The following is a 22433-nucleotide window of genomic DNA, read 5'->3' as shown; positions in this document are numbered from 1 at the left end:
ATGACCGCCACTCTCACGCCCTCACCGTCGCCCGCGTCCGTCGTCGCCCCGACGCACATCACCTCGGCCGGCCACCTGCCCAAGTGGGCCCCCTGGGCACTGCTGCTGGTCGCATTCGTCGTGTCGGCGACGATCTTCGCCTTCATGAACGTGGGCAACGACCCCGCCGACTTCAACATCGCGCTGACGCTCGTCGTCGGCCTGCTGTTCTACATGGTGCTCATCATGGTGATCTCCACCGTGGTCGAGAGCCGTCGCCACGCGATCGACCGTCTCATGACGGCGCTGGTCTCCGGCGCCTTCGTGGTCGCGCTCCTGCCCCTGATCTCGCTGCTCTACACCGTGGTCGTCAACGGCCTCATGCGGTTCGACGGAGAGTTCTTCAGCTTCTCGATGCGCAATATCGTCGGCGAGGGCGGCGGCGCGGTGCACGCCATCTGGGGCACGCTGCTCATCACCCTCGGCGCGACGATCATCTCGGTGCCGATCGGCCTGATGACCTCGATCTACCTCGTCGAGTACGGCGAAGGCCGCAAGCTCGCGCGCGGCATCACCTTCCTCGTCGACGTCATGACCGGCATCCCGTCGATCGTCGCCGGTCTCTTCATCTACTCGGTCTTCTCGATCATCGTCGGACCGGGCACGCGAATGGGCATCATGGGTTCGCTCGCGCTCTCGGTGCTGATGATCCCGGTCGTCGTGCGCGGCTCGGAAGAGCTGCTGCGCATCGTGCCGAACGAGCTCCGCGAGGCGGCCTACGCACTCGGCGTGCCGAAGTGGCTCACCATCCTCAAGGTCGTGCTGCCCACCGCGATCGCCGGAATCCTGACGAGCATCATGCTGGCCATCTCCCGAGTGATCGGCGAGACCGCCCCGCTGCTGCTCACCGTCGGAATCGTGCAGGGCATGAACCTGAACATGTTCAGCGGCCAGATGGCCACACTGCCGGTGTTCTCGTACATGCAGGCCAAATACCCCGGCATCCCCGTCGATGCCTACCTCGAGCGGGCCTGGGCAGCCGCCCTCACCCTGATCGTCATCGTGATGGTGCTGAACCTCCTGGCTCGCGTCATCGCCAAGGTGTTCGCCCCCAAGATCAACGGCCGCTGAGCCGTCATACCCGACTGAAGAAGAAGAAGGATTTCACGTGTCCAAGAGCATCGAAGTCAACGACCTCAACGTCTACTACAGCGACTTCCTCGCGGTCGAAGGCGTCAGCATCGACATCAAGCCCAACACCGTCACGGCCTTCATCGGCCCCTCGGGCTGCGGCAAGTCCACGTTCCTGCGCACCCTGAACCGCATGCATGAGGTCATCCCCGGCGCGCGCGTCGAGGGCGAGGTGCTGATCGACGGCAAGAACCTCTACGGCACCGGGGTCGACCCCGTGCTCGTGCGCCGCCAGGTCGGCATGGTCTTCCAGCGCCCGAACCCGTTCCCGACCATGTCGATCAAGGAGAATGTGCTCGCGGGCGTCAAGCTCAACAACACGCGCATGGCCAAGAGCGACCAGGATGCCCTGGTCGAGAAGTCGCTGCGTGGGGCGAACCTCTGGAACGAGGTCAAGGACCGCCTCGACCGCCCGGGCTCCGGCCTGTCCGGCGGTCAGCAGCAGCGTCTCTGCATCGCGCGTGCCATCGCCGTCTCCCCCGACGTGATCCTCATGGACGAGCCCTGCTCGGCGCTCGACCCGATCTCGACCTTCGCGATCGAGGAGCTCATCGCCGAGATCAAGACCCAGTACACGGTCGTCATCGTGACGCACAACATGCAGCAGGCGAGCCGCGTGTCCGACAAGACGGCGTTCTTCAACATCGCGGGCACCGGCAAGCCGGGCAAGCTCATCGAGTACGACGACACCCGCACGATGTTCACCACTCCGTCTGTCCAGGCCACCGAGGACTACGTCTCGGGTCGCTTCGGATAAGCATCCGCCTCAGCTTCGACCGGGCGCCCGTTCTTCGCGGGCACAGCTTCGGAGCTGCTGGTCCGAAACGCCGTGCGACCCTCTGGTCCCACGGCGTTTCGTCGTTTTAGTCCGAATCGGTGCCCGGGGCCAGACCGCGGCACTCATCCTGCAGAGACGAGCCAGGACGAATTGCGTCCACAGATGCCGGCATCATGGTCGAGAACGAGCATCGGGATCGCGGATGCTCCTCTGATGTGCAGCTCATCATCGATCGAGATCTGGACCTGGCGCGACCTTCGGGCGAGAAGCTCACGCCGGGCTCTCGACGCTCACGTGCGGCGCGGGCAGCTCCGTCGAATCCGACGGGGGGTCTACGCTGCCGACACGGCCTGCGCGAGCGCCGTCGAGGCTGCTGAGCATGGAGGCTCTCTGGGATGCGCCAGCGCAGCACGGCACCTCGGCATCTGGGTTCTCGAGGATCCAGCTCTGCACGTCTGGCTTCGCGCAGACAGACACCATCACCCAGGCGTCAGCCGTGAGTGCACCTGCATCCGTCATTGGGATTCAGGCGCTTCCTCGCGAACGTTCGGGCTCCCTTCGGCACCTCGGATACTGCTGCAGATGCTCCACTGCCGCGGCGGCGAGGCGTTCTTCGTCGCGCTCGAGTCCGCGCGCCGCCTCGGCCTGATCGACGGCGATGGGCTGCGATGGCTGCGGCTGCACGTCGATACCTTTGGACGAGACCTGATCGACTTCTCCCGCGCGGATGCCGACAGCGGCCTGGAGTCACTCGTTCGGCTGCGACTCCGCAAGTACGGATGGTTCGTCCGCTGCCAAGTGCGGTTCGTCGCGAGCGGCATCGTCGATCTCATGATCGATGATTGGCTTCTCATCGAGACGGATGGCAAGGCGAATCATGAGGGACAGTCGCATCGACACCGCGATCTCACCCGGGACGCCACGGCCGCAGCGTGGGGGCACGCCACACTTCGGTTCGACTATGCGATGGTCATACATGACTGGGATCTCGTCGAGCGAGCGATTGTCGGAATGATGGCGCTCAGGCCCTGATCATTCTCGGATCAGCGCCCCATTTACGGGCACAACTTCGGATGCCGGTCGACGACGCGCCGATCCGGGTGACTGCGCGCGGCGGGTCGGTCGAGAGCTCCGAAGTTGTGCCCGTAGCGGGCGGTCGGGCCAGGCGCACGGCACCTCAGTCGCGGGGCACCTCAGTCGCGGGGCGAGAGGAGGTAGTCGTTCAGCTCGGCCGTCAGGGCGTGATCGACCGGGATGTCGACTCCGTCGACGGCGGTGATCGGGGCGGCGAGGCGGACGCTCGAGACCAGCCATGCGGCATCCGCCCGGGGAAGGTCGGATGCCGGCACTCGGCTGTATTCTGCGACGAGCCCCTTCCCGGCCAGGTAGTCGTAGACGCTCAGCTGCGTCGTGCCGTGCAGGATGCCGCCGTTCGGGGCCGGTGTCACGAAGCGATCCCCGACACGCAGGATCAGCGACGCGGTCGGCGCCTCGAGCACGAAGCCGTCACGCGATAGGAAGATGGCGTCGTCGGCTCCTCGTCGATGCGCCTCGCGAAGCGCCGCCATGTTCACGGCGTAGGAGAGCGTCTTGGCGCCCAGCAGCAGCCACGGTGCTTTCTCGGCCACGTCGAGGTCGTATCCGCGGTCGAGGGTGACGACGCGGACTCCCTGTTCCCGCACAGTCGAGAAGTCGGATGCCGGCGCCGCCGTGACCCAGGCCGTCGGCGTGGGGCCGTGCTCGACGCCTCGGCTGAGGATGAGCTTGATGACGTACTCGCCCCGCTCGCAGTGTGCGGCGGCCCGCTCGATCGCCTGGTGCCACTGCGCCTGGTTGGGAAGCGGCAGATCGCACAGCTGCGCCGAGTGAGCCAACCTCTCGAGATGCGGCACGACCTCCTGCGCATGACCGTCGATCACGCCGATCGACTCGAACACTCCGTCGCCGCGCTGCGTGCTCAGCTCCCCCACGCTGAGCGCCGGAGCGGCCGCATCGACGAGAGTGAAAGTCTCTGCGAAGTCGGAACGGTCGACGTCAGCCGCCGCAGGATCGATCATCAGAGCAAAGCGCCGTGTCATGATCCGAGCCTAGGGCCCCGGGAATAGCTGCAGCATGATCTTGTTACAATGGAGTGGCCGGGCCGCATAACCCCGGGCTCCAATTTTTGCCGCTGCGAGCGGCCTTCCGCCGAGAGGCGTTTTTGCGGCCCGGTCTTTTCATGCCCGGGCGCGGGTCGTACCCGTCGCGAGTCCGCGAGGGCTTGCGCTCCCCGGACGCGTCCGCTCAGGCCAGGGCTCCGGACCGCCACAGCACAGCAGAGGCCGAGAGGTCCTGCGCATAGCTGCTCAGCCGCAGGGCGCGGGTGGTGAGCTCACTGGCGCGCGACGGCTCGGTCGGCTCGTAGTCGTCCGCTGTGTGCGTCGCTCCCGAGGCCTGGACCCGGCAGAACGCCGCCGCTCGGTCGAGGGCGACCGCGAAGTCCCCCGGAACGCGCCACGGAGGATCGTGTCGATCAGCGCGACGAGCTCATCGGGGTTCGCCGGCACCGGCGCCCCGGCGATCACGGCATCCACCGACGCCAGTTCCACCCTGCCGCGCTCGTAGAGCAGGGCAGCGGTCTGCGGGTCGCCGTGGATCGCCAGCTGCAGGATGTAGAGCCGCCAGAGGGCGCCCGGCAGGGTGCGGGACGGTGCCTTCGACCAGAGCTCGGCGATCTCGTCGATGCCGTGCTCATCGGTGAAGGCGACGAGTCTGTCAGCGCTCACACCGCTCTCGTCGGCACGGACACGGGTCAGCAGAGCGGATGCCGTCGCGTGCGCGATGCGCGTCTCCTCGGCGGGATCGTGACTGCCGACGATGTTGTCGAAGGCGCTGGTGGGCCGGCGCACCGGACGGGAGAACTGCTCAGGCATCAGTCCAGGGTACGCGCGATCCGGGAGGTCAGGCTGTCGGAATCACGACGACGGGGTCGGTCGTCGGCAGGCCGGAGGGCGAACCGCCGTCCTGCTCCACCGTGACCGCGATCACGTCGCCCGCCTGCATCTCTCCGGCGAGCACTGCCGTCGCTTCGCCGTCTTCGGCCGCGAACACGCCTGCCGGCACCGGGGTGTCGCCTCGGACGTACCAGAGCTCGTAGGTCTCCCCCTCGGCGAGCGACGGGATGCCGTCGGTCACGAGCACGGACTTGCCGAGAGACGCCGACCAGTGCGCGGTCGCAGTGCCACCGCTCTCGAGAGAGACGCTGGCCTGCTGAGCATCATCGGCCGACTGGATGTCCTCGAGAGCGACGACGCTGGCCGGACGGTTGATGTACGTGTTGATCGCGACAGCGCCCGCTCCCACACCGACGAGCAGTGCGAGGCACGCGGCGAGCGCGAAGAGGAAGCGGAGGCGGTGTGCCGGAGCCTTCGGCGCGGCTTCCCCACCGAGAGCGGTCGGAGCGGAGTCCTCCGCAGGCGCGGCATCCGACGTCTCGTCCGCCAGGGCGTCAGGGGTCGAATCGGCGATCACGATGTCGCCGTTCTGCGGTGTCTCCGCGATCCGTGCGAGCAGCGTCGCGCGGATGTCGGGCGACGGAACCACCGGAGCTGCGCCGTCGGCGAGGAATCCTGCGCTGTCGGCATCCGCATCGACGATGCTCTGCCACTCGGGATGCGCTGCGAGAGCGGCGTGATAGCGCTGCTGGTCATCGGGCGACAGCGCGTCGAGTGCCGCTCCTGCCGCGAGTTCTGCGAATTCCTGCTCGTTCATGCCGTCACCCCCATAGCTGTCCTCAGACGCGAGAGCCCATCTCGCATCCGTGTCTTGATCGTCCCCAGCGGTGCCCCGACGAGCACTGCCACTTCGTTTTGACTGTAACCGCCGTAGTAGGCCAGGACGAGAGCTTCGCGCTGAGCCTCAGGAAGGCCCGAGAGTGCGTGAACGACCTTCTCGCCCTCGATGCCCAGCTCCACCGTCTCCGCGACACTGTCGTGCGCGACTCCGATGTCCCTGAACCCGGCTCGCACGTCTCGGTCCGCACTGGACTGGGACGCCCGAACCCGGTCGACCGCACGACGGTGCGCGATCGTCATCACCCAGGTTCTTCCCTGTCCCTTGTTCGGAGCGAACTTCGTAGCGGATTGCCAGATCTCCAAGAAGACTTCCTGAAGCACCTCTTCGCTCTGCGAGCGATTGACGAGAACCCTGAGGATGAGGCCGAAGACGCGGGACGACAGACTGTCGTAGAGCTCCGCGAACGCGCGCTGGTCACCGTCGCCGATGCGCAGAAGCAGGTCAGCGACAGCATCCCGAGCCGTACCGTCTTCCGGTACGTCCATTCCGTCGATGACCATCTCTAACAGCATGCCGCATCCACCCCGCTTTCCCGTGCAGCCGCCACCCGAAAGTGACGGAAATGAGTCCTCTTAAGTGCGGTTCGTCGAATGATGTTCGCGGCCGACCCCCGGAACGGATTGGATTTCGACGACTCGAAAAAAACTTTGCGATTTCTCCCATCCGATCCCGACGGGGCTCCGAACGACTGTCAACGCCACGGAGAGGCCGTGGCAGTGTTCTGAAGGAGCTTGAGATGTTCAGCACCAAGAAGAAGGTCACCGCAGCCATCACCCTCGGCCTTGCGAGCGCATTCCTGCTCTCCGCATGTTCCATGGGCGGCACCACCGAAGAGCCGGCAGAGTCGACGGCCCCCGAGTCGTCCGAGACGATGGCTCCCGAGACCGAGACGATGGACCCGGCCGCCAACCTGGTCGGCCCCGGCTGCGCCGCATACGCAGAGGCTGTGCCGGACGGCGCAGGCTCCGTCGAGGGCATGGCTCTCGACCCGGTCGCCACCGCCGCATCGAACAACCCGCTGCTCACCACGCTGGTGGCGGCAGTCAGCGGACAGCTGAACCCCGACGTCGACCTCGTCGACACGCTCAACGGCGACGAGTTCACCGTCTTCGCTCCGGTCGATGACGCCTTCGCGAAGATCGACCCGGCCACCATCGAGGCTCTCAAGACGGACAGCGCCACGCTGAGCTCGATTCTGACGTACCACGTGATCCCCGGACAGCTGACCCCCGATGAGATCGTCGGAACGCACGCCACCGTGCAGGGTGCAGACGTCGAGGTCACCGGCAGCGGCGACGACCTGATGGTCAACGACGCGACCGTCATCTGCGGTGGAGTCCAGACCGCGAACGCCACCGTGTACCTCGTGGACACGGTTCTGATGCCCCCGGCCGAGTAAGGCCCGGGAACGCCGAGGCGGACACTCGGTAAGCCATCTCACCTCTCGGGGGAGGTCGGTGGGATGGTGCAAGGAGCCGCTGACGACATCGTCGTCAGCGGCTCCTTCTTTGCGCCCTAGACTGGAGGGGCGGGCCTCTAGCTCAGTTGGCAGAGCATCGGACTTTTAATCCGCGGGTCGTGGGTTCGAGCCCCACGGGGCCCACCGTTATCACCGTCGGCCGGATCCGGCCACCCCCTTCACCGCATCCGCTTTCTGCGGGAGAGTCGTGGCGTCCCCATCCGGGACATCCACCCCACGAAAGGACGCATCATGGCGACTCTCACCGACAGCCGAGTGGCATTCCTCGCGACAGACGGATTCGAGGACAGCGAGCTGACCAGTCCGTGGGAAGCGGTGCAGGGCGAGGGCGCGAGCGCCACGCTCATCGCACCGGACGGACAGCAGATCACCGGCAAGAACGGTCACGTGCAGCACGTCGACCTCACCTCCGAGAAGGCCACGGCCGACGAGTTCGACGCTCTCGTGCTTCCGGGCGGTGTCGTGAACGCCGACCACCTGCGGCTCGACAAGGCATCCATCGACCTCGCGCGCTCGTTCTTCGAGCAGCACAAGCCCGTCGCCGTCATCTGCCACGGCGCCTGGATCCTGATCGAGGCCGGCGTGGTCGACGGACGGACGCTGACCAGCTACCCGAGCCTCGCGACCGACCTCCGCAACGCCGGAGCCACCTGGGTCGACGAGGAGGTCGTGGTCGATGCGGGGCTCGTCTCGAGCCGCACGCCCGACGACCTTCCCGCGTTCAACGCGAAGCTGCTCGAAGAGGTCGCTGAAGGCAAGCACGCCGAGCAGACCGCGTGATCTGAGCACCGGGCGGTCCGGTGTCAGGCGCCCGCGCGCGCCCGGTGACGCCGGACCGCCGCTCTGTTCGCACAGCGCACCGAGCAGAACCGCTGGCGGCCGTTGCGAGTCACATCGACGACCACGTTCGTGCAGGGCGAGGCCTCGCAGCGCCCGAGTCGATCCATGCCGCGGGTGACCAGGTGCAGCGAGGTTCCGACGGCGAAGATCGCACGGAGGACGTAGGGCAGAGACTGGACGTCGTCGCGGTAGTGCAGGTGCCAGCCTTCGCCGTCGTGGTTCGTGAGGCGAGGGTAGGCCGCCGCCCGGGCCATCTGCGCGTTGAGGATCTCCGCGCGGGCGTCCGGATCCCGTGCGTCGACGATCGTCAACCAGTCGTCGACCACTTCTCTCACGCGTGCGCGGTCGTCCGCCGCGGGTGGGAACGTCATCGTCATCCCCATCTCGAGTGTGCGCTCCTCGATGCCCGGACGGTCGGCGGGGAAGTCGTCGGCGAGGGATGCCGCCAGAAGCACCGCGTATTCTCCGTAAGGGTTGAGATGCATAAGGCCATTACATCACGCTGGAGTCATGACCTCCCTGCACACTCTGCCGATCCCTCACCAGACAGCGAGAATCCACGAGCACGCCTGGACCGCGGACTCCCGGCATCCGACCAGCGAGGGCGTCGTCGTGTACGTCCGCTGCGCTGAGTGCGGCACGCATCGCGTCGATCTCGAGACGCACCCGCAGCGGCCGGCGACGGCCCTCAGCGCCGAGTTCGCCCGGACCCGCCGAGACGAGACATCAGGCCGTGACGATGTCTCCGTTGCGCGGCATCCACGGCTGCTGCCCTGACCGCTGGAAGGCCATCGGGATGCCGCGCGCATCCCGCTCCAGCGTGTCCGACACCTGCAGATGCAGGTGGGGCTCGGTGCTGTTGCCGGAGTTTCCGCAGTCGCCGATCCGATCACCCCGAACGACGAGATCGCCGACCCGCACGGTCACGCTGCCCGCACGCAGGTGCGCCAGCAGTACCAGTCCCCTGTCGCATCTGATGGCGACGTGATTGCCGGCGACAGCCCCCGCGCCCCGACGCACACGCGAGGGCTGCGTGAGGGCGTATCCGAGAAGGGCACCCATCGAACGACGCGCGACGTGGTCGACCTCGCCGTCATGGACGCCGACGACCTCTCCCGACACCGGCGAGAGGATCGAGCGCCCGAAACCGACGAAACCCTCCGGGCTCTCGGTGCCGAGCAGGCTCCGGACCGTGCGCGGCGCGCTGCGCCCGTCCGCGCCCACCGGGACGAAGTCGATCGCACACGAGCTGCCGAACAGCGTGGTGCCGTGGCTCGGAACGCGGGACGCCGGGCTGTTCTGCACCAGCCATCGCCCCGTGAAGGGCAGGGACAGCACCGCCGGCTCCGAGGGAGTCATTCCGTCAGCTCGATGAGCATGCGCACGGTGCGCGCATTGCGTGCCGTCCCGGCGACGCCGAGCAGCCTATCGAGCACCGCCTTGGTGAGCTTCGTGGTGTGCACGCCGCCCTCGGCGTAGTCGATCCACAGATCGTCGTCGACGAGCGCTATCCGCTCCCCCGGCACGAGCCGCTCCCGCAGCGCGTCGACCGCACCTGCCGACGCGGGGCCCTCGAGGAACATGGCGTGCAGCAGATTCTCGGATGCCCCGTGGAACGGCTGGTTCGCGTGCGACCGCACGAGCTGGTCGTGCGTGCGATGGACGACGGGCGTATCGACGCCGAACTCGGTCGCGATCATCGCGCGCACGTCGGCGCAGACCGATCGCGGGTCACTCGGCTGCTCGCAGATGATGTTGCCGCTCGCGATGTAGGTCGAGACCTCCCCCAGCTCGGGCGCGATCAGTTCGCGCAGCCGCGCCATCGGCACCCTGTTGCGGCCCGAGACGTTGACCGCTCGCAGGAGCAGGACACTGCGGCTCACGCAGCGTCGCTCGCGATGAGCTCGGCGCCTGCGTGTGCGAGCTCTGCGAGGGCTACCGTGCTCGGCTCCGGAGCGACACCCGCGATCAGGTCGGTGAGGATCCGGACGCGGACTCCGTGTGCGATCGCATCGAGAGCAGAGGCGCGCACGCAGTGGTCTGTGGCGATGCCGACGACGTCGGCCGTGATGACCCCGGCGGCGGTGAGGATCGCTCCGACCGTCTCCCCCGACTCGGTCGCGCCCTCGAACATCGAGTATGCCGGGCGACCCTGCCCTTGTGCACATGGTGCGTGACGGCATCCGTCACCAGCAGGGGATCGTAATCCGCACCCGGCGTGCCCGCGACGCAGTGCACGGGCCAGGTGTCGACGAAATCCGGAACCTCCCCGAAGTGGCCGCCGTTGTCCCCTTCGGCGTCGTGCCAATCGCGTGAGGCGACGATGACGTCGTACTCCGATGCATGCACCGCGAGGAAGTCCGAGACCGCGGATGCCACGTCGTCGCCGCCGGTCACGGCCAGCGCCCCGCCCTCGGTGAAGTCGTTCTGGACATCGACGATCAGAAGCGCTCTGCTCATGATCCGAGGGTACGCCGCCCGCGCGCGCCCGCCCAACCCCGGGAAACCAAAAGGCCCCGGGATGTTGTTCACATCACGGGGCCTGCTGGAGCCGCTTGTCAGAATCGAACTGACGACCTTTTCATTACGAGTGAAATGCTCTGCCGACTGAGCTAAAGCGGCGCGATCATCGATATTACCCGTTCCGGAGCCGCACCGCGAATCGAGCCGACATCACTCGCAGCGGACGTCGCTCTCGGGCACCACATCGTCGAGCAGGAAGGCCTCCACAGCGCTGTCGACGCAGCTGTTGCCCTTGTTGTATCCGGTGTGCCCTTCGCCCACGCGGGTGATCAGCACGCCCTCTTCGAGCTGCTGTGCGAGCGACTCGGACCACTCGTACGGGGTCGCCGGGTCATTGGTCGTGCCGACCACGAGGATGGGGCCCGCGCCCTCGGCGTTGATCTCGCCCCGGGTGCCGGTCGGCGGATAAGGCCACACCGAGCAGGAGTCGGGTCCGTTCCAATACGGAGCGATGGTCGGAGCTCCGTCCGCGATCTTCTTCTCGGTCGCCGCCTCGGCGGCAGGATCGTCCTCGACCGGGTAGTCCATGCAGTTGTACGCGCGGAACGCCTCGCTCGAGTTGTCGAGGTACGTGCCGTTCTCGCGACCGTTGTAGAAGTCCGCGAGGAAGAACGCCGTCGTCGGGTCGCCCTGCAGCGCCTCGTCGAGGGCCTGGGTGAGGTACTGCCAGCTGTCCGCCGAGTACAGCGCCGCGATGATGCCGGTCATCAGCGAGTCCGCGCCGAGCATGCGTCCGTCGCCGTTCTCGAGCGGAGCGGCGTCGACACTCGCCAGCAGCGCACCGAGGTCGGCCATCGCCTCGTCGACCGTGCCGGTGAACGGGCACTCCCCGAGTCGAGGCAGTCCTGCATGTAGGCGCGAAGTGCCGACTCGAATCCGAGCGCCTGGGTCGCGCCGACATCGAGGCCCGAGACGGCAGGGTCGATCGCGCCGTCGAGCACGAGGCGCCCCGCCTTGTCGGGGTAGAGGTCGGCGTACGTCGCACCGAGGAAGGTGCCGTACGAGTAGCCCAGGTAGTTGAGCTGCTTGTCGCCCAGCACCGCACGGATCAGATCCATGTCACGCGCCGCGTTGATCGTCGTCACGTACGGCAGGATGCCGCCGCTGTTCGCCTCGCACGCGTCGGCGAACTCCTTGTGCGCATCGAGGAGCTCCGCCTCCCACTCGGCGCTCCCGCGCTTGCCCGCGGGGATCGAGTAGAGGTAGTCGTCCATGCCCGCAGCATCGAAGCACGTCACGGCCGTCGATTCGCCGACGCCGCGGGGATCGAAGCCGATCACGTCGTAGTTCTCGATGAGGGCGGCTCCGACGGCGAAGTCGAGGCTGTCGCGGATGAGTTCGACTCCACTGGCGCCGGGACCGCCCGGGTTGGTCAGCAGCGAGCCCTGAGCCGTTCCCGTCGCCTGGTGGCGCACGACGGAGAGGGTGATCTCTCCTCCCCCGGGTTCTCCCAGTCGAGCGGCGCGGTCACGTCGGTGCAGTCGAAGCCCGTGCCGCATTCGCTCCAGGTGAGCGTCTGCCCGTAGAACGGCAGCAGGTCGTCGGCGACGCCCTCCGTGTCAGGAGCGTTGGTGGTCGACGGCTTCGGCTCGGCCTGCTCGGGGATCATCGAATACAGACACCCGGAGAGTGCGACCGATGCCGCGGCGAGGCCCGCGATCACAGCGACGGCACGTCGGATGCGGGAAGTCGGTCGATTGTTCACGGTGTCCTCCCGCTCGTGACAGTCACGAGCAAGCTCTCGAGGGCGAGCAGCGGTGCGACATTGCGCTCCAGCGACTGGCGTGTGTCGGCAAGGTGGTCGAGTACGACAAGAGTACGGGTCTCGGGCCAGGCCGCCGCGAGAGCAGCCAGATCCTCACGAAGCTCACGGTTGATCAGCTCGTCGTCCCTGCCGAACTGCAGCATCACGACGTCACGGAACAGCGACTGGAGATCGGTGAGCACCCTGTCGATCCCGTCGCGCAGACTTCGGGTCGCGCGTTTCTTCTGATCGTCTTCCAGGGCTGAGATCTGCGCTCGCAGGGCGGGCGGGACAGCCTGCCCCTCGGCGATCCCGACGGTGCGGAGCAGGGATGCGCGCTCGGCCGCATCGCGCTCGGCAGTGAGCGCCTTGGCGTCGTCCGTGGCCGCCTGGATGATGCGCCCGGCGACCTCGACGGCGTCGTTGACACCGCGAACTCCCAGCACCGACCTCAGGGTCTCGTCGCGGCGGCGACGGGCGGATTCGTCGGTGGCCAGACGCTGGGCCATGCCGATGTGACGCTGTGCGTGGCGGGCGGCCTGCTCGGCGATGGCTTCATCGACCCCCGTGCGGAGGGTGATCAGACGTGCCACGTCTGCGACATCGGGCTCACGCAGTCGCAGCGAGCGGACGCGGGAGCGGATCGTCGGCAGCAGGTCGGCTTCGCTCGGCGCGCAGAGGATCCAGACGGTCTGCTCAGGCGGCTCCTCGAGCGCCTTCAGGAGCACGTTGGAGGTTCGCTCGACCATGCGGTCGGCATCTTCGACCACGATCACGCGGTAGCGGCCCGCAGAGGGCGCGAAGTACGAGCGCTCGACGAGCGCACGGGCCTCCGCGATCGTGATGATGACCTTGTCGGTGCGCAGGGCCGTCACATCGGGATGTGTTCCCGCGAGGACCTGACGCATGGCCGCCTCGTCGTCCGGGTGATCCGCGACGAGCGCCGCGGCGAAGGCATGCGCGAGGGTGGATCGTCCCGACCCGGGAGGACCCGTGATCAGCCAGGCGTGCGAGAGCGCGGACGGATCGGATGCGGCATTGCGCAGCGTGTCGACCGCGGCATCCTGCCCCCACACGTCGGCCCACGGGAAAGGGGCGGCGACAGTCTGGGGCATGCCCTCAGCCTAATCGGGAGCACCGACGTACGCGGCACCGCCGGGCGATGTACGCGGCACCGACCGGGTGATGCCCTGGCCATGACGTGGTCGGGCGCACCGCCGGGCGGATCAGCCGATGAGCGTCGAGACCCGATCGCGGATCTGCTCGGCGATGTTCTCCGGAGTCGCGGCGGCATCGAGAACCAGGAACCGCTCCGGTTCGGCCTGGGCCAGGGCGAGGTACGCGTCGCGGACGCGGGCATGGAACTCGGTCTTCTCGGCTTCGAGCCGGTCGAACGGCTTGTCGGCGGAGTCGAGTCGCACGCGCGCCGACTCGGGATCGAGGTCGAGCAGCACGGTGAGATCGGGAAGCGCTCCCTCGGCTGCCCAGAGCGACAGGTCGCGGATCTCGTCGCCGTCCAACACACGCCCCGCGCCCTGATAGGCGACGGACGAGTCGAGGTAGCGGTCCTGCAGCACGACATCGCCGCGGGCGAGCGCCGGTCGAACGACGGTCGCGACGTGGTGCGCGCGATCGGCCGCGTAGAGCAGAGCCTCTGCCCGCGGGGCGATGTCGCCGCGATGGTGGAGCACGATGTCGCGGATCAGCTGGCCGACCTCCGACCCACCCGGCTCACGGGTGCGCACGACCGTCCGACCCGCATCCGTCAGCCACTGCCCGAGCAGGTTCGACTGCGTGGTCTTCCCCGATCCGTCTCCGCCTTCGAGCGTGATCCAGACTCCGGAGTCAGACGTCACGAACCGGCCTTCTTCGCGGCGTTCGCGGCACGGGTGGCAGCGGCCTTCTTGGCGGCTGCGGACCGCGCGGCCGCCTTCTCCGCATCGGTCGCGGTCGCCTTCTTCGCGGGCGCCTTCTTCGCGGGCGCCTTCTTGGCCGCGGGCTTCTTCGCCGCGGGCTTCTTCGCGGCGGGCTTCTTCGCCGCGGGCTTCTTGGCCGCACCGCGTTTGGGCGCCGGCCCCTTGGCTCGCTTGTCTGCCAGCATCTGTACCGCGGTCTCGAAGGTGATGTCCTCGACCTTCTGGCCCCGGGGAATCGTGACGTTGGTCTCGCCATCGGTGACGTAGGCGCCGAAGCGTCCGTCGCGGATGCGGATCGGCTTGCCGCTCACGGGATCTGACTCGAACTCGGCGAGCGCGCTGGATGCTCGGCGGGATCCGGCGCCGTACTTCGGCTGCGAATAGATCTCGAGGGCCTTCTCGAGGGTCACATCGAAGATCTGCGATTCGCTCTCGAGCGAGCGCGAGTCGGTGCCCTTCTTCAGGTAGGGCCCGAACCGGCCGTTCTGCGCGGTGATCTCCTCGCCGCTCTCCGGGTCGGCTCCCACGACGCGCGGCAGGCTGAGAAGCTGCAGCGCCGTGTCGAGATCGATCGTGTCGACCGACATCGAACGGAACAGCGAAGCGGTGCGCGGCTTCGGCGCGGCATCCTTCTTCGCCCCACGCTTGGGCTTGGGCGCCTCGACGACCTCGCCGGTGGCCTCGTCGACCGCCGCATCTTCAGAGACGGGGTCGTTCTCCTGAACGTAGGGCCCGAATCGGCCGTCCTTGACGACGACGATCTTGCCGTTGTCCGGGTTCGTGCCGAGCACGCGGTCGCCGGCGACCGGCGCATCGATGAGCTCCTGCGCCTTGGCCTCGGTCAGCTCGTCAGGAGCGAGGTCTTCGGGAACGTTGACGATGCGCGGCTTCTCGTCCGGAGCGTCGGGGTTCGCGACCTCGAGGTAGGGTCCGTACTTGCCGAATCGCAGGGTGGCGGTCTCGGTGATCGGCGTGGAGTTGAGCGCACGTGCGTCGATCTCGCCGAGGTTGTCGACGGTCTGGCGCAGTCCGACGTGCGAATCCGAGCCGTAGTAGAAGGAACGCAACCATTCGACGCGCTTCTGCTCGCCACGGGCGATCGCGTCGAGGTCGTCTTCGAGAGCTGCGGTGAAGTCGTAGTCGATCAGGTCGGCGAAGTGCTCCTCGAGCAGGCGCACGACACTGAAGGCGAGCCACGTCGGCACGAGAGCCTGGCCGCGCTTGGTGGCGTAGCCGCGATCGATCACGGTGCCGATGATGCTCGCGAACGTCGAAGGGCGGCCGATGCCGTGCTCCTCGAGCGCTTTGACGAGCGATGCCTCGGTGAAGCGCGGCTTCGGGGTCGTGCGGTGCCCCTTCGCCTCGGCATCGGACATCCGGAGGTCATCGCCGACGGCGACCGCAGGGAGCGACTGGTTCTCGTCGGCGTCCTTGTCGTTGCGCTTCTCGTCGCGTCCCTCTTCGTATGCCTCGAGGAAGCCCTTGAAGGTGTAGACCGTGCCCGATGCGGTGAACTCGGCCTTCTGCCCGTCGGCGTCGACCGCGATCGTGACGGTCGTGGTCTCGTACTTCGCGTCGGCCATCTGGCTGGCGACGGTGCGCTTCCAGATGAGGTCGTAGAGGCGGTGCTCCTCGCGGTCGAGTTCGGCGGCGACCGACTTCGGGGTGCGGAAGTTCTCACCCGACGGGCGGATGGCCTCGTGCGCCTCCTGGGCGTTCTTGCTCTTCGACTTGTAGACGCGCGGCTTGAGCGGCACGGCGCTGTCGCCGTACAACGCGACGGCCTGGCTGCGAGCGGCCTGCACCGCCTGGGTGCTCAGCGCCACCGAGTCGGTTCGCATATAGGTGATGTAGCCCTTTTCGTAGAGCCGCTGGGCGACGCTCATCGCCTGCTTGGCACTCATGGAGAGCTTTCGTCCGGCCTCCTGCTGCATGGTGGAGGTGGTGAACGGCGCGTATGGGCTGCGGGTGCCGGGCTTCGCCTCGACCTTGGTGACCGTGCCCTTGCCTGCGGCGTCGATCGCCAGCGCGAGGGCCGCCGCCTTCGCCTCGTCGAGGATGATGACGGCCTTCTTGAGCTTGCCGTCGTCGTCGAAGTCGGTGCCTCGGGCGAGCTGACCGCCGTCCACGCGGACCAGACGGACCTTGAATCCGGACGACGAGGACGCGAGCGCCTCGACGTCCCAGTACTCGGCGGACACGAACGCCATGCGCTCGCGCTCACGCTCGACGATCATGCGGGTGGCGGCGGACTGCACTCGGCCGGCAGACAGACCGGTCTTGACCTTGTACCAGAGCACGGGCGAGACATCCCACCCGTACAGTCGGTCAAGGATACGGCGGGTCTCCTGCGCGTCGACCAGGTCGGTGTCGAGCTCACGCGTGTTGCCGATGGCCGCTTGGATCGCGTCCTTGGTGATCTCGTGGAACACCATCCGCTTGACGGGGACCTTGGGCTTCAGCGTCTCGAGCAGGTGCCACGCGATGGCCTCGCCCTCGCGGTCCTCATCAGTGGCGAGCAGAAGCTCGTCGGCAGTCTTGAGCGCCCGCTTGAGTTCGGCGACGGTCTTCGTCTTGCGATCGGAGACCACGTAATAGGGGTCGAAGTCGTTGTCGACGTCGATCGAGTACTTTCCGTACGCCTGCTTGTCCGCGGCGGGGATGTCCTTCTTGTCTGCGAGGTCGCGAATATGGCCGACCGAGCTGAGCACCTCGTAGCCATCGCCGAGGTACCCCTGGATCGACCGCATCTTCGTCGGAGACTCGACGATGACGAGCTTCTTGCCTTCAGCCAAGGGAGCATCCTTTCTTCGAAGCACACCATACACACCGCCGTGATGGGTTGGTCACAGAGGTCGCCTGCATTTTCGCCGGAAAGTGCCTCGCGCCGCAGTCAGATCCCCTCGGGTGGCCCAGCACGGGCTCGGGAGACGGCAGCGAGTCCAGCGTACTTCGCCTTGACCTGCACGGTCGCCACGAAGCCGTCGACGGCGCATTCGGTGAGTGCTGCACCGGAGGCCGCGGCGACCCGCGCGGCGAGGGTGCACGGGTCGACCGTGACGACGACTGCGCCGCTGGCAGCGTCGGCCGCTGCCAGGGCCGCGGCGTCGGCAGCTCCCGCTGCGCGCTGCGCAGTGACTGCCGCGCCGCCGACGGCGGCGAGTCCGAATGACAGAGTCGCGCCGACCACCAGCACGCCGGCCGCGAGCACCGACCCCGCCATCAGTGCTCCACCTCCACCGTCGAGAACATCAGAGTCCTCCGGCGAGCGCGCAACTCGACGCGCGCACGCCCACCCTCACGAAGCCACCGACGGTGAAGTCGGTCTCTGCGGACACGCACACGAGATCGCCCGACGTGCTGCTCGACATCGACGCACCGGGCACTGCAGCCGACACCGCATGTGCGGCGGCCCCCTCGTCTTCTCCTCTGCCGAGGAGCCGGGCCGCGTCAGCGGTCGCATCCTGCAGTGCCACCTGACGGGAGGCTGCGCCCAGAGCGCCGGCTCCGAGTAGGAGGACGAGCACGACGGCGGGAACCGCGAGCGCGAGCTCCGCAGTCACGGAGCCGCGCTCGCCGGCATGGACGGAAGTCATCACGACACCGTCAGTGCCCGACGCACCAGGTCCGTGAGGATGCCACGCACCTCGTCTGACCTCATGATCACGACCAGGAGGCCGGCGAAGGCGACGGCCGCCATCGTGGTGATGGCGTACTCGGCGGTGGCCGCGCCACTGTCGTCGCCGAAGAGGGTTGCCGCGCTGCGCCGGGTGAGCGAGGGGATGGTGTTCATGTGTTCCTTCTTTCTATGGGACGGATACGCGGTGCATCCGGTGGAACTCGGCCGTCACAGCGGCAGTGGAGTGGAGGCGAGCACGCTCAGCAGAAGCGGTGCGACGCCGAGCAGCAGGAAGGCCGGGAGAGTGCAGACTCCGAGCGGGATGAGCAGCGTCGTCGAGAGCTTGGCCGCGCGAAGGCGTCCGTCCACCCGTGACGCGTGTCTCTCCTGGCCGGCGGAAGCCCGAAGCAGTTCACCCGCCGGGACCCCGGCAGCATGCGACAGCTCGAGCACCGCGCCGATGCGAGCGTCGTCACCGGTAGACGATGCCGGGCTCTCGGCGACGAGGCGCAGGGCTCGTGGGATCGACGCGCCTCCTGAGAGGGCGACCGCCATGAGCTCGGCTCGCATGCCCGGTGTTCCCGGTTCGGGACGCGCCCGCGTGAGGAGTCGCCCGGTCCACGCGCGCGCCGCGGCGACGAGCAGGAGCCCGGCGACCACGCACGCGGCGCCGGCGGGCGTCCCGACGATGACGCCGACAGTGTCGAAGCCGAGGGCGAAGCCGAGGAAGAGGCCGGCGAACGGCATCCAGAGCAGGAGCTTGGCGGTTCCCGCGGGCTCGGCGAGCGCGATGCGCACGTCGTCCGCGGCGGATGACGCGTCGCGCAGCGTCTCGGCGAGCATCCTCAGCACCTCGGCGAGCGGTGCGCCGACGGTCGTCGCGATCTCCCAGGCGGCCGCGAGGTCACGCCACGCGCCACCCTCCGCTTCGATGGCCGCGATGAGTGGGACGCCGCCATCCACCCGCTCGACCACGGACGCAGCGCGACGGTCGCCGATCGAGGCGAGATGGCGCCATGCGACCATCGGCACCGCGCCGGCTTGGAGAAGCACCGCGAGCGTCTGCACCGATGTCGCGGCATCGCCCCCGGTCTCGACGACCGGACGACGCCATCCCCTCACCACGGCCGCACCTCCTCGATGCTCAGCCGATCCCCGCTCACCGCGAGCTCGCCGGCGTGCGCGATGCGTCTCCGCCCGCCGGGCGCCCTGTCGAGATGGAGGACGATCGTGAACGCACTTTCGGCCTGGCGCGCCAGCGCCGTGGCATCCATCGCCGCGAGGGCGCCGAGCGCTTCGAGCCGGGCCGGCACGTCGCTGAGACCGCTCGCATGGAGAGTTCCCGCTCCCCCGTCGTGTCCGGTGTTCAGAGCAGTCAGGAGTTCTCTCACCTCCTCGCCGCGGCATTCTCCGACCACGAGACGGTCGGGGCGCATGCGCAGCGACTCGCGGACCAACCGGGCGAGGCTGATTCCGCCGGCGCCCTCGAGATTCGACTGCCGTGCCTCCAGAGCGACGTGGTGGGGATGCTGCGGGCGCAGTTCGGCGACGTCCTCGATCGTGACGATGCGCTCAGAGGCCGGGACGGCTGACAGCAATGCCGACAGCAGCGTGGTCTTGCCCGTTCCTGTCCCGCCGGTGATGAGGATGTTGGCGCGCTCGGCGACGAGCTCGAGAAGCCAGCTGTGCTGCGCGGCGTCGAATGAGCCGAGCGCCGCCAGCGCGTCGAGATCGGCGGCGCGCACTCTGGGCACACGGATCGAGAGCGCCGTCCCCGACGTCGAGATCGGCGCGAGCACGGCATGGACGCGGATGCCGGAGTCGAGCCTGACATCGACGCACGGAGCCTGGTCGTCGAGATGTCGACCGCCGAGTCCGACGAGCCCGACCGCGAGGTCGCGGACCTCCCGTTCGGACGCACTCCACCCGAGCACGGGTTCCGCACCATGCCCTCGGTCGATGAACAGCCCGGATGCGCCGTTGACGAAGATGTCGGTGACCTCCTCGTCTGCGCAGTGCTCGGCGAGGAGGCCGAAGGCGGGATCGACCTGCAGCGGCGCAGGAGCACCCCGGACGGTTCCGTCGACGAGCGCCGCCGAGCCGCGCGGCTGAATGACGAAGGGATCAGGCATGCCCCGAAGCTAGGGCTCACGGCGGATCCGCGGGGTCGCCGCGGCGCTCCCGCGACGACCACTGTGAGCAACGTCTGGACGATGGCATCCGTGCAGAGCGGGTGTGGACGGCGTCAGATCGCGAGCCACAGGATGGGAGCGCTCCCGGCATAGAGATGGGCGGCACCTCACGGGGGGAATGAGATGCCGCCCACGGCGTCCCTCATGGGGGAATCGGGCACGCCAAGGCCAGAATGAGAATTCGGCTGTCGTCGAGTGTACGCAAGGCGACCGTCCTGACAAAACCCGTCGGACTACCGACTTTCGGCAGTAATGCGATGTCCGTGCCCGGGACTAGATTCGCCCTGACCTGATCGCGTCAGAGATGCGTTCATGCCCGCACGACCTGCCACGCCGCAAAGGAGCGCCTGCCGATGAGCAGCCAGATCGATCACCTTCTCGATGAGACCCGCCAGTTCCCGCCGTCCGAGGAGTTCGTCGCCCAGTCGGTCTCGTCTCCCCGGCTGTATGAGAATGCGTCGACCGACCGCGAAGCCTTCTGGGCCGACCAGTCACGCGAACTGCTGGAGTGGCACAAGCCGTTCACGCGCGTGCTCGACTGGTCGACCCCGCCGTTCGCGAAGTGGTTCGACGACGGCGAGCTCAACGTCGCGTACAACTGCCTCGACCGCCACGTCGAGGCGGGCAACGGCGACCGTGTCGCTCTCCACTGGGAGGGCGAACCGGGCGACTCCCGGTCGATCACCTACGCCGAGCTGACCGAGGAGGTCAAGCGCGTCGCGAACGTGCTGGAGGGGCTCGGCATCGGCCATGGCGACCGCGTCGCGATCTACCTGCCGATGATCCCCGAAGCGGTCGCATCGATGCTCGCCGTCGCCCGCGTCGGCGCCATCCACTCCGTCGTGTTCGGCGGGTTCAGCGCCGACAGCCTCCGCTCGCGCATCGATGACGCAGGGGCGAAGCTCGTCATCACCGCCGACGGCGGCTACCGCAAGGGCCGCGTGTCCGCGCTCAAGCCGGCCGTCGACCAGGCGCTCGCCGACCGCGGCGACGGCGAGCAGCAGACGGTCGAGCACGTGCTCGTCGTCAAGCGCGGCGAGAACGAGGTCGACTGGGAGGACGGTCGCGACCTCTGGTGGCACGAGGTCGTCCCCGCGGCCTCCCCCGAGCACACTGCCGTGGCCTTCCCCGCCGAGAACCCGCTGTTCATCCTCTACACCTCCGGGACTACGGGAAAGCCCAAGGGAATCCTGCACACCTCCGGCGGGTACCTCACTCAGGCCGCCTACTCGCACAAGTACGTGTTCGACCTGCATCCCGAGACCGACGTGTACTGGTGCACCGCCGACATCGGGTGGATCACCGGACACAGCTATGTCACCTACGGTCCGCTGGCGAACGGCGCGACCCAGGTCATCTATGAGGGCACGCCTGACGCGCCGCACCCCGGGCGCTGGTGGGAGATCATCGAGAAGTACAAGGTCTCGATCTTCTACACGGCGCCCACCGCGATCCGCTCGTTCATGAAGATCGGCCGCAGCGTGCCCGCGAAGTTCGATCTGTCGTCGCTGCGCCTGCTCGGCTCGGTGGGCGAGCCCATCAACCCCGAGGCGTGGATCTGGTACCGCGACGTGATCGGCGCGGGCAAGACGCCCATCGTCGACACCTGGTGGCAGACCGAGACAGGCGCGATCATGGTCTCTGCACTGCCCGGTGTCACCGCCACCAAGCCGGGATCCGCCCAGGTGCCGCTGCCCGGAATCTCGATCGACGTCGTCGACGAGTCGGGCGCCGAGGTGGGCAACGGCAACGGCGGCCTCCTCGTCGTCACCGAACCGTGGCCGAGCATGCTCCGCGGCATCTGGGGCGACCCTGAGCGGTTCACGGAGACGTACTGGGAGAAGTTCGAGAAGCAGGGCTACTACTTCGCCGGTGACGGTGCGCGCCTCGACCAGGACGGCGACCTCTGGTTGCTCGGCCGGGTAGACGACGTCATGAACGTCTCCGGACACCGCCTCTCGACGGCCGAGATCGAGTCGTCGCTCGTCGCACACGAGGCGACGGCCGAGGCCGCGGTCGTCGGCGCGGCAGATGAGACGACCGGTCAGGCCGTCGTCGCATTCGTGATCATCAAGGAGAGCTACCTCTCGGCGCACGACCCCGCCGGACTCGCGCAGCAGCTGCGCCTCTGGGTGGGTGAGCAGATCGGCGCGATCGCACGGCCCCGCGACGTGTACATCGTGGGCGAGCTTCCGAAGACGCGCTCGGGCAAGATCATGCGGCGTCTGCTGCGCGATGTGGCTGAGGGGCGCGAGGTCGGAGACACCACCACGTTGGCCGACACCGCGGTGATGAGCATCATCTCGGCGCAGGTCAAGTAGCACGGATACAGCAAAC

At 67.8% G+C, this 22433-nt stretch carries 20 protein-coding genes, 2 tRNA genes and 3 pseudogenes; 7 read left to right on the top strand and 18 right to left on the bottom strand.

The genetic code is table 11. The features are described from left to right. The 3 genes from pstA to ACZZ93_RS16335 all read left to right on the top strand — a co-directional run bounded on the left by pstA (position 1) and on the right by ACZZ93_RS16335 (position 2980). Positions 1–1110 (top strand): phosphate ABC transporter permease PstA, encoded by a 1110-nt coding sequence (gene pstA, locus ACZZ93_RS16345; RefSeq protein ID WP_053097332.1) that lies wholly within the window; start codon positions 1–3, stop codon positions 1108–1110. A 37-nt stretch (positions 1111–1147) separates the two neighbouring features. Continuing rightward, positions 1148–1927, top strand: coding sequence for a phosphate ABC transporter ATP-binding protein PstB (gene pstB, locus ACZZ93_RS16340; RefSeq protein WP_045254296.1), 780 nt, complete (start codon positions 1148–1150; stop codon positions 1925–1927). A gap of 603 nt (positions 1928–2530) precedes the next feature. Beyond that, positions 2531–2980: a DUF559 domain-containing protein gene (locus tag ACZZ93_RS16335; RefSeq protein WP_230100380.1), complete on the top strand. Its 450-nt coding sequence runs from the start codon at positions 2531–2533 to the stop codon at positions 2978–2980. 161 nt (positions 2981–3141) lie between these two features. Here the strand turns inward: ACZZ93_RS16335 and ACZZ93_RS16330 are convergent, their stop codons facing one another. The 4 genes and pseudogenes from ACZZ93_RS16330 to sigK form a co-directional block, all read right to left on the bottom strand. Continuing rightward, the gene (locus tag ACZZ93_RS16330; RefSeq protein WP_463511581.1) at positions 3142–4026 is read right to left on the bottom strand and encodes an aminotransferase class IV; all 885 of its coding nucleotides are present in this window, start codon (positions 4024–4026) and stop codon (positions 3142–3144) included. A gap of 205 nt (positions 4027–4231) precedes the next feature. Next, positions 4232–4860: pseudogene (locus ACZZ93_RS16325) on the bottom strand (DNA-directed RNA polymerase subunit beta). A gap of 28 nt (positions 4861–4888) precedes the next feature. Continuing rightward, a complete protein-coding gene (locus ACZZ93_RS16320; protein WP_463511580.1) occupies positions 4889–5698 on the bottom strand; it encodes an anti-sigma factor in 810 nt (269 codons plus the stop codon). Next, entirely contained in the window at positions 5695–6294 is a 600-nt protein-coding gene (sigK, locus tag ACZZ93_RS16315; RefSeq protein WP_171821930.1) for an ECF RNA polymerase sigma factor SigK, read from the bottom strand. The genes ACZZ93_RS16320 and sigK overlap by 4 nt, the downstream gene beginning before the upstream one ends. Before the next feature lie 224 nt (positions 6295–6518). Between sigK and ACZZ93_RS16310 the strand changes: the two genes are divergently transcribed. From ACZZ93_RS16310 to ACZZ93_RS16300, 3 genes are all read left to right on the top strand, one after another. After that, positions 6519–7181 (top strand): fasciclin domain-containing protein, encoded by a 663-nt coding sequence (locus ACZZ93_RS16310; protein WP_187250574.1) that lies wholly within the window; start codon positions 6519–6521, stop codon positions 7179–7181. 131 nt (positions 7182–7312) lie between these two features. Next, positions 7313–7385, top strand: a tRNA-Lys gene (locus ACZZ93_RS16305). Between the two features lie 108 nt (positions 7386–7493). Then, positions 7494–8042, top strand: coding sequence for a type 1 glutamine amidotransferase domain-containing protein (locus tag ACZZ93_RS16300; RefSeq protein WP_463511579.1), 549 nt, complete (start codon positions 7494–7496; stop codon positions 8040–8042). 23 nt (positions 8043–8065) lie between these two features. Here ACZZ93_RS16300 and ACZZ93_RS16295 read toward each other — a convergent pair whose 3' ends face one another. The 14 genes and pseudogenes from ACZZ93_RS16295 to ACZZ93_RS16230 all read right to left on the bottom strand — a co-directional run bounded on the left by ACZZ93_RS16295 (position 8066) and on the right by ACZZ93_RS16230 (position 20036). Beyond that, positions 8066–8587: a CGNR zinc finger domain-containing protein gene (locus ACZZ93_RS16295; protein WP_463507711.1), complete on the bottom strand. Its 522-nt coding sequence runs from the start codon at positions 8585–8587 to the stop codon at positions 8066–8068. Positions 8588–8828: 241 nt separating this feature from the next. Then, positions 8829–9461 (bottom strand): M23 family metallopeptidase, encoded by a 633-nt coding sequence (locus ACZZ93_RS16290; protein WP_463511578.1) that lies wholly within the window; start codon positions 9459–9461, stop codon positions 8829–8831. Beyond that, positions 9458–9985 carry a DUF1697 domain-containing protein gene (locus ACZZ93_RS16285; RefSeq protein WP_463511577.1) on the bottom strand — a complete coding sequence of 176 codons (528 nt, stop codon included), beginning with the start codon at positions 9983–9985 and terminating at the stop codon, positions 9458–9460. Before ACZZ93_RS16285 ends, ACZZ93_RS16290 begins: the two co-directional genes overlap by 4 nt. Then, positions 9982–10562, bottom strand: a pseudogene (locus tag ACZZ93_RS16280) (isochorismatase family protein). Before ACZZ93_RS16280 ends, ACZZ93_RS16285 begins: the two are co-directional and overlap by 4 nt. An 86-nt stretch (positions 10563–10648) precedes the next feature. Beyond that, positions 10649–10724 (bottom strand) — tRNA-Thr (locus ACZZ93_RS16275). Positions 10725–10775: 51 nt separating this feature from the next. Continuing rightward, positions 10776–12330 (bottom strand): annotated as a pseudogene (locus tag ACZZ93_RS16270) (alpha/beta hydrolase). Next, complete coding sequence (locus ACZZ93_RS16265; RefSeq protein ID WP_053097355.1) at positions 12327–13484, bottom strand: DNA polymerase III subunit delta'; 1158 nt, start codon at positions 13482–13484, stop codon at positions 12327–12329. The pseudogene ACZZ93_RS16270 and the gene ACZZ93_RS16265 overlap by 4 nt, the downstream one beginning before the upstream one ends. 111 nt (positions 13485–13595) lie before the next feature. Continuing rightward, a complete protein-coding gene (tmk, locus tag ACZZ93_RS16260) occupies positions 13596–14225 on the bottom strand; it encodes a dTMP kinase (RefSeq protein WP_463511576.1) in 630 nt (209 codons plus the stop codon). Further along, on the bottom strand, positions 14222–17080 hold the full coding sequence (topA, locus tag ACZZ93_RS16255; RefSeq protein WP_463511575.1) for a type I DNA topoisomerase: 2859 nt from the start codon (positions 17078–17080) through the stop codon (positions 14222–14224). The genes tmk and topA overlap by 4 nt, the downstream gene beginning before the upstream one ends. A 98-nt stretch (positions 17081–17178) precedes the next feature. After that, positions 17179–17508, bottom strand: coding sequence for an Rv3654c family TadE-like protein (locus ACZZ93_RS16250; RefSeq protein ID WP_056279855.1), 330 nt, complete (start codon positions 17506–17508; stop codon positions 17179–17181). 28 nt (positions 17509–17536) lie between these two features. Then, on the bottom strand, positions 17537–17881 hold the full coding sequence (locus ACZZ93_RS16245; RefSeq protein WP_053097363.1) for a TadE family type IV pilus minor pilin: 345 nt from the start codon (positions 17879–17881) through the stop codon (positions 17537–17539). Next, on the bottom strand, positions 17881–18078 hold the full coding sequence (locus ACZZ93_RS16240) for a DUF4244 domain-containing protein (protein WP_053097366.1): 198 nt from the start codon (positions 18076–18078) through the stop codon (positions 17881–17883). The genes ACZZ93_RS16245 and ACZZ93_RS16240 overlap by 1 nt, the downstream gene beginning before the upstream one ends. A gap of 54 nt (positions 18079–18132) precedes the next feature. Further along, positions 18133–19029 carry a type II secretion system F family protein gene (locus ACZZ93_RS16235; protein ID WP_463511574.1) on the bottom strand — a complete coding sequence of 299 codons (897 nt, stop codon included), beginning with the start codon at positions 19027–19029 and terminating at the stop codon, positions 18133–18135. After that, positions 19023–20036: a TadA family conjugal transfer-associated ATPase gene (locus ACZZ93_RS16230; protein ID WP_463511573.1), complete on the bottom strand. Its 1014-nt coding sequence runs from the start codon at positions 20034–20036 to the stop codon at positions 19023–19025. Before ACZZ93_RS16230 ends, ACZZ93_RS16235 begins: the two co-directional genes overlap by 7 nt. A gap of 413 nt (positions 20037–20449) precedes the next feature. Here ACZZ93_RS16230 and acs point away from each other — a divergent pair, with 413 nt between their 5' ends. Next, positions 20450–22417 carry an acetate--CoA ligase gene (gene acs, locus ACZZ93_RS16225; RefSeq protein WP_372983931.1) on the top strand — a complete coding sequence of 656 codons (1968 nt, stop codon included), beginning with the start codon at positions 20450–20452 and terminating at the stop codon, positions 22415–22417. The last annotated feature ends 16 nt before the right edge of the window (positions 22418–22433 follow it).

Source organism: Microbacterium sp. AC026, assembly GCF_979258475.1.
The sequence above is the reverse complement of the archived record's forward strand: the minus strand, read 5'-3'. Positions and strand labels throughout refer to the sequence as shown.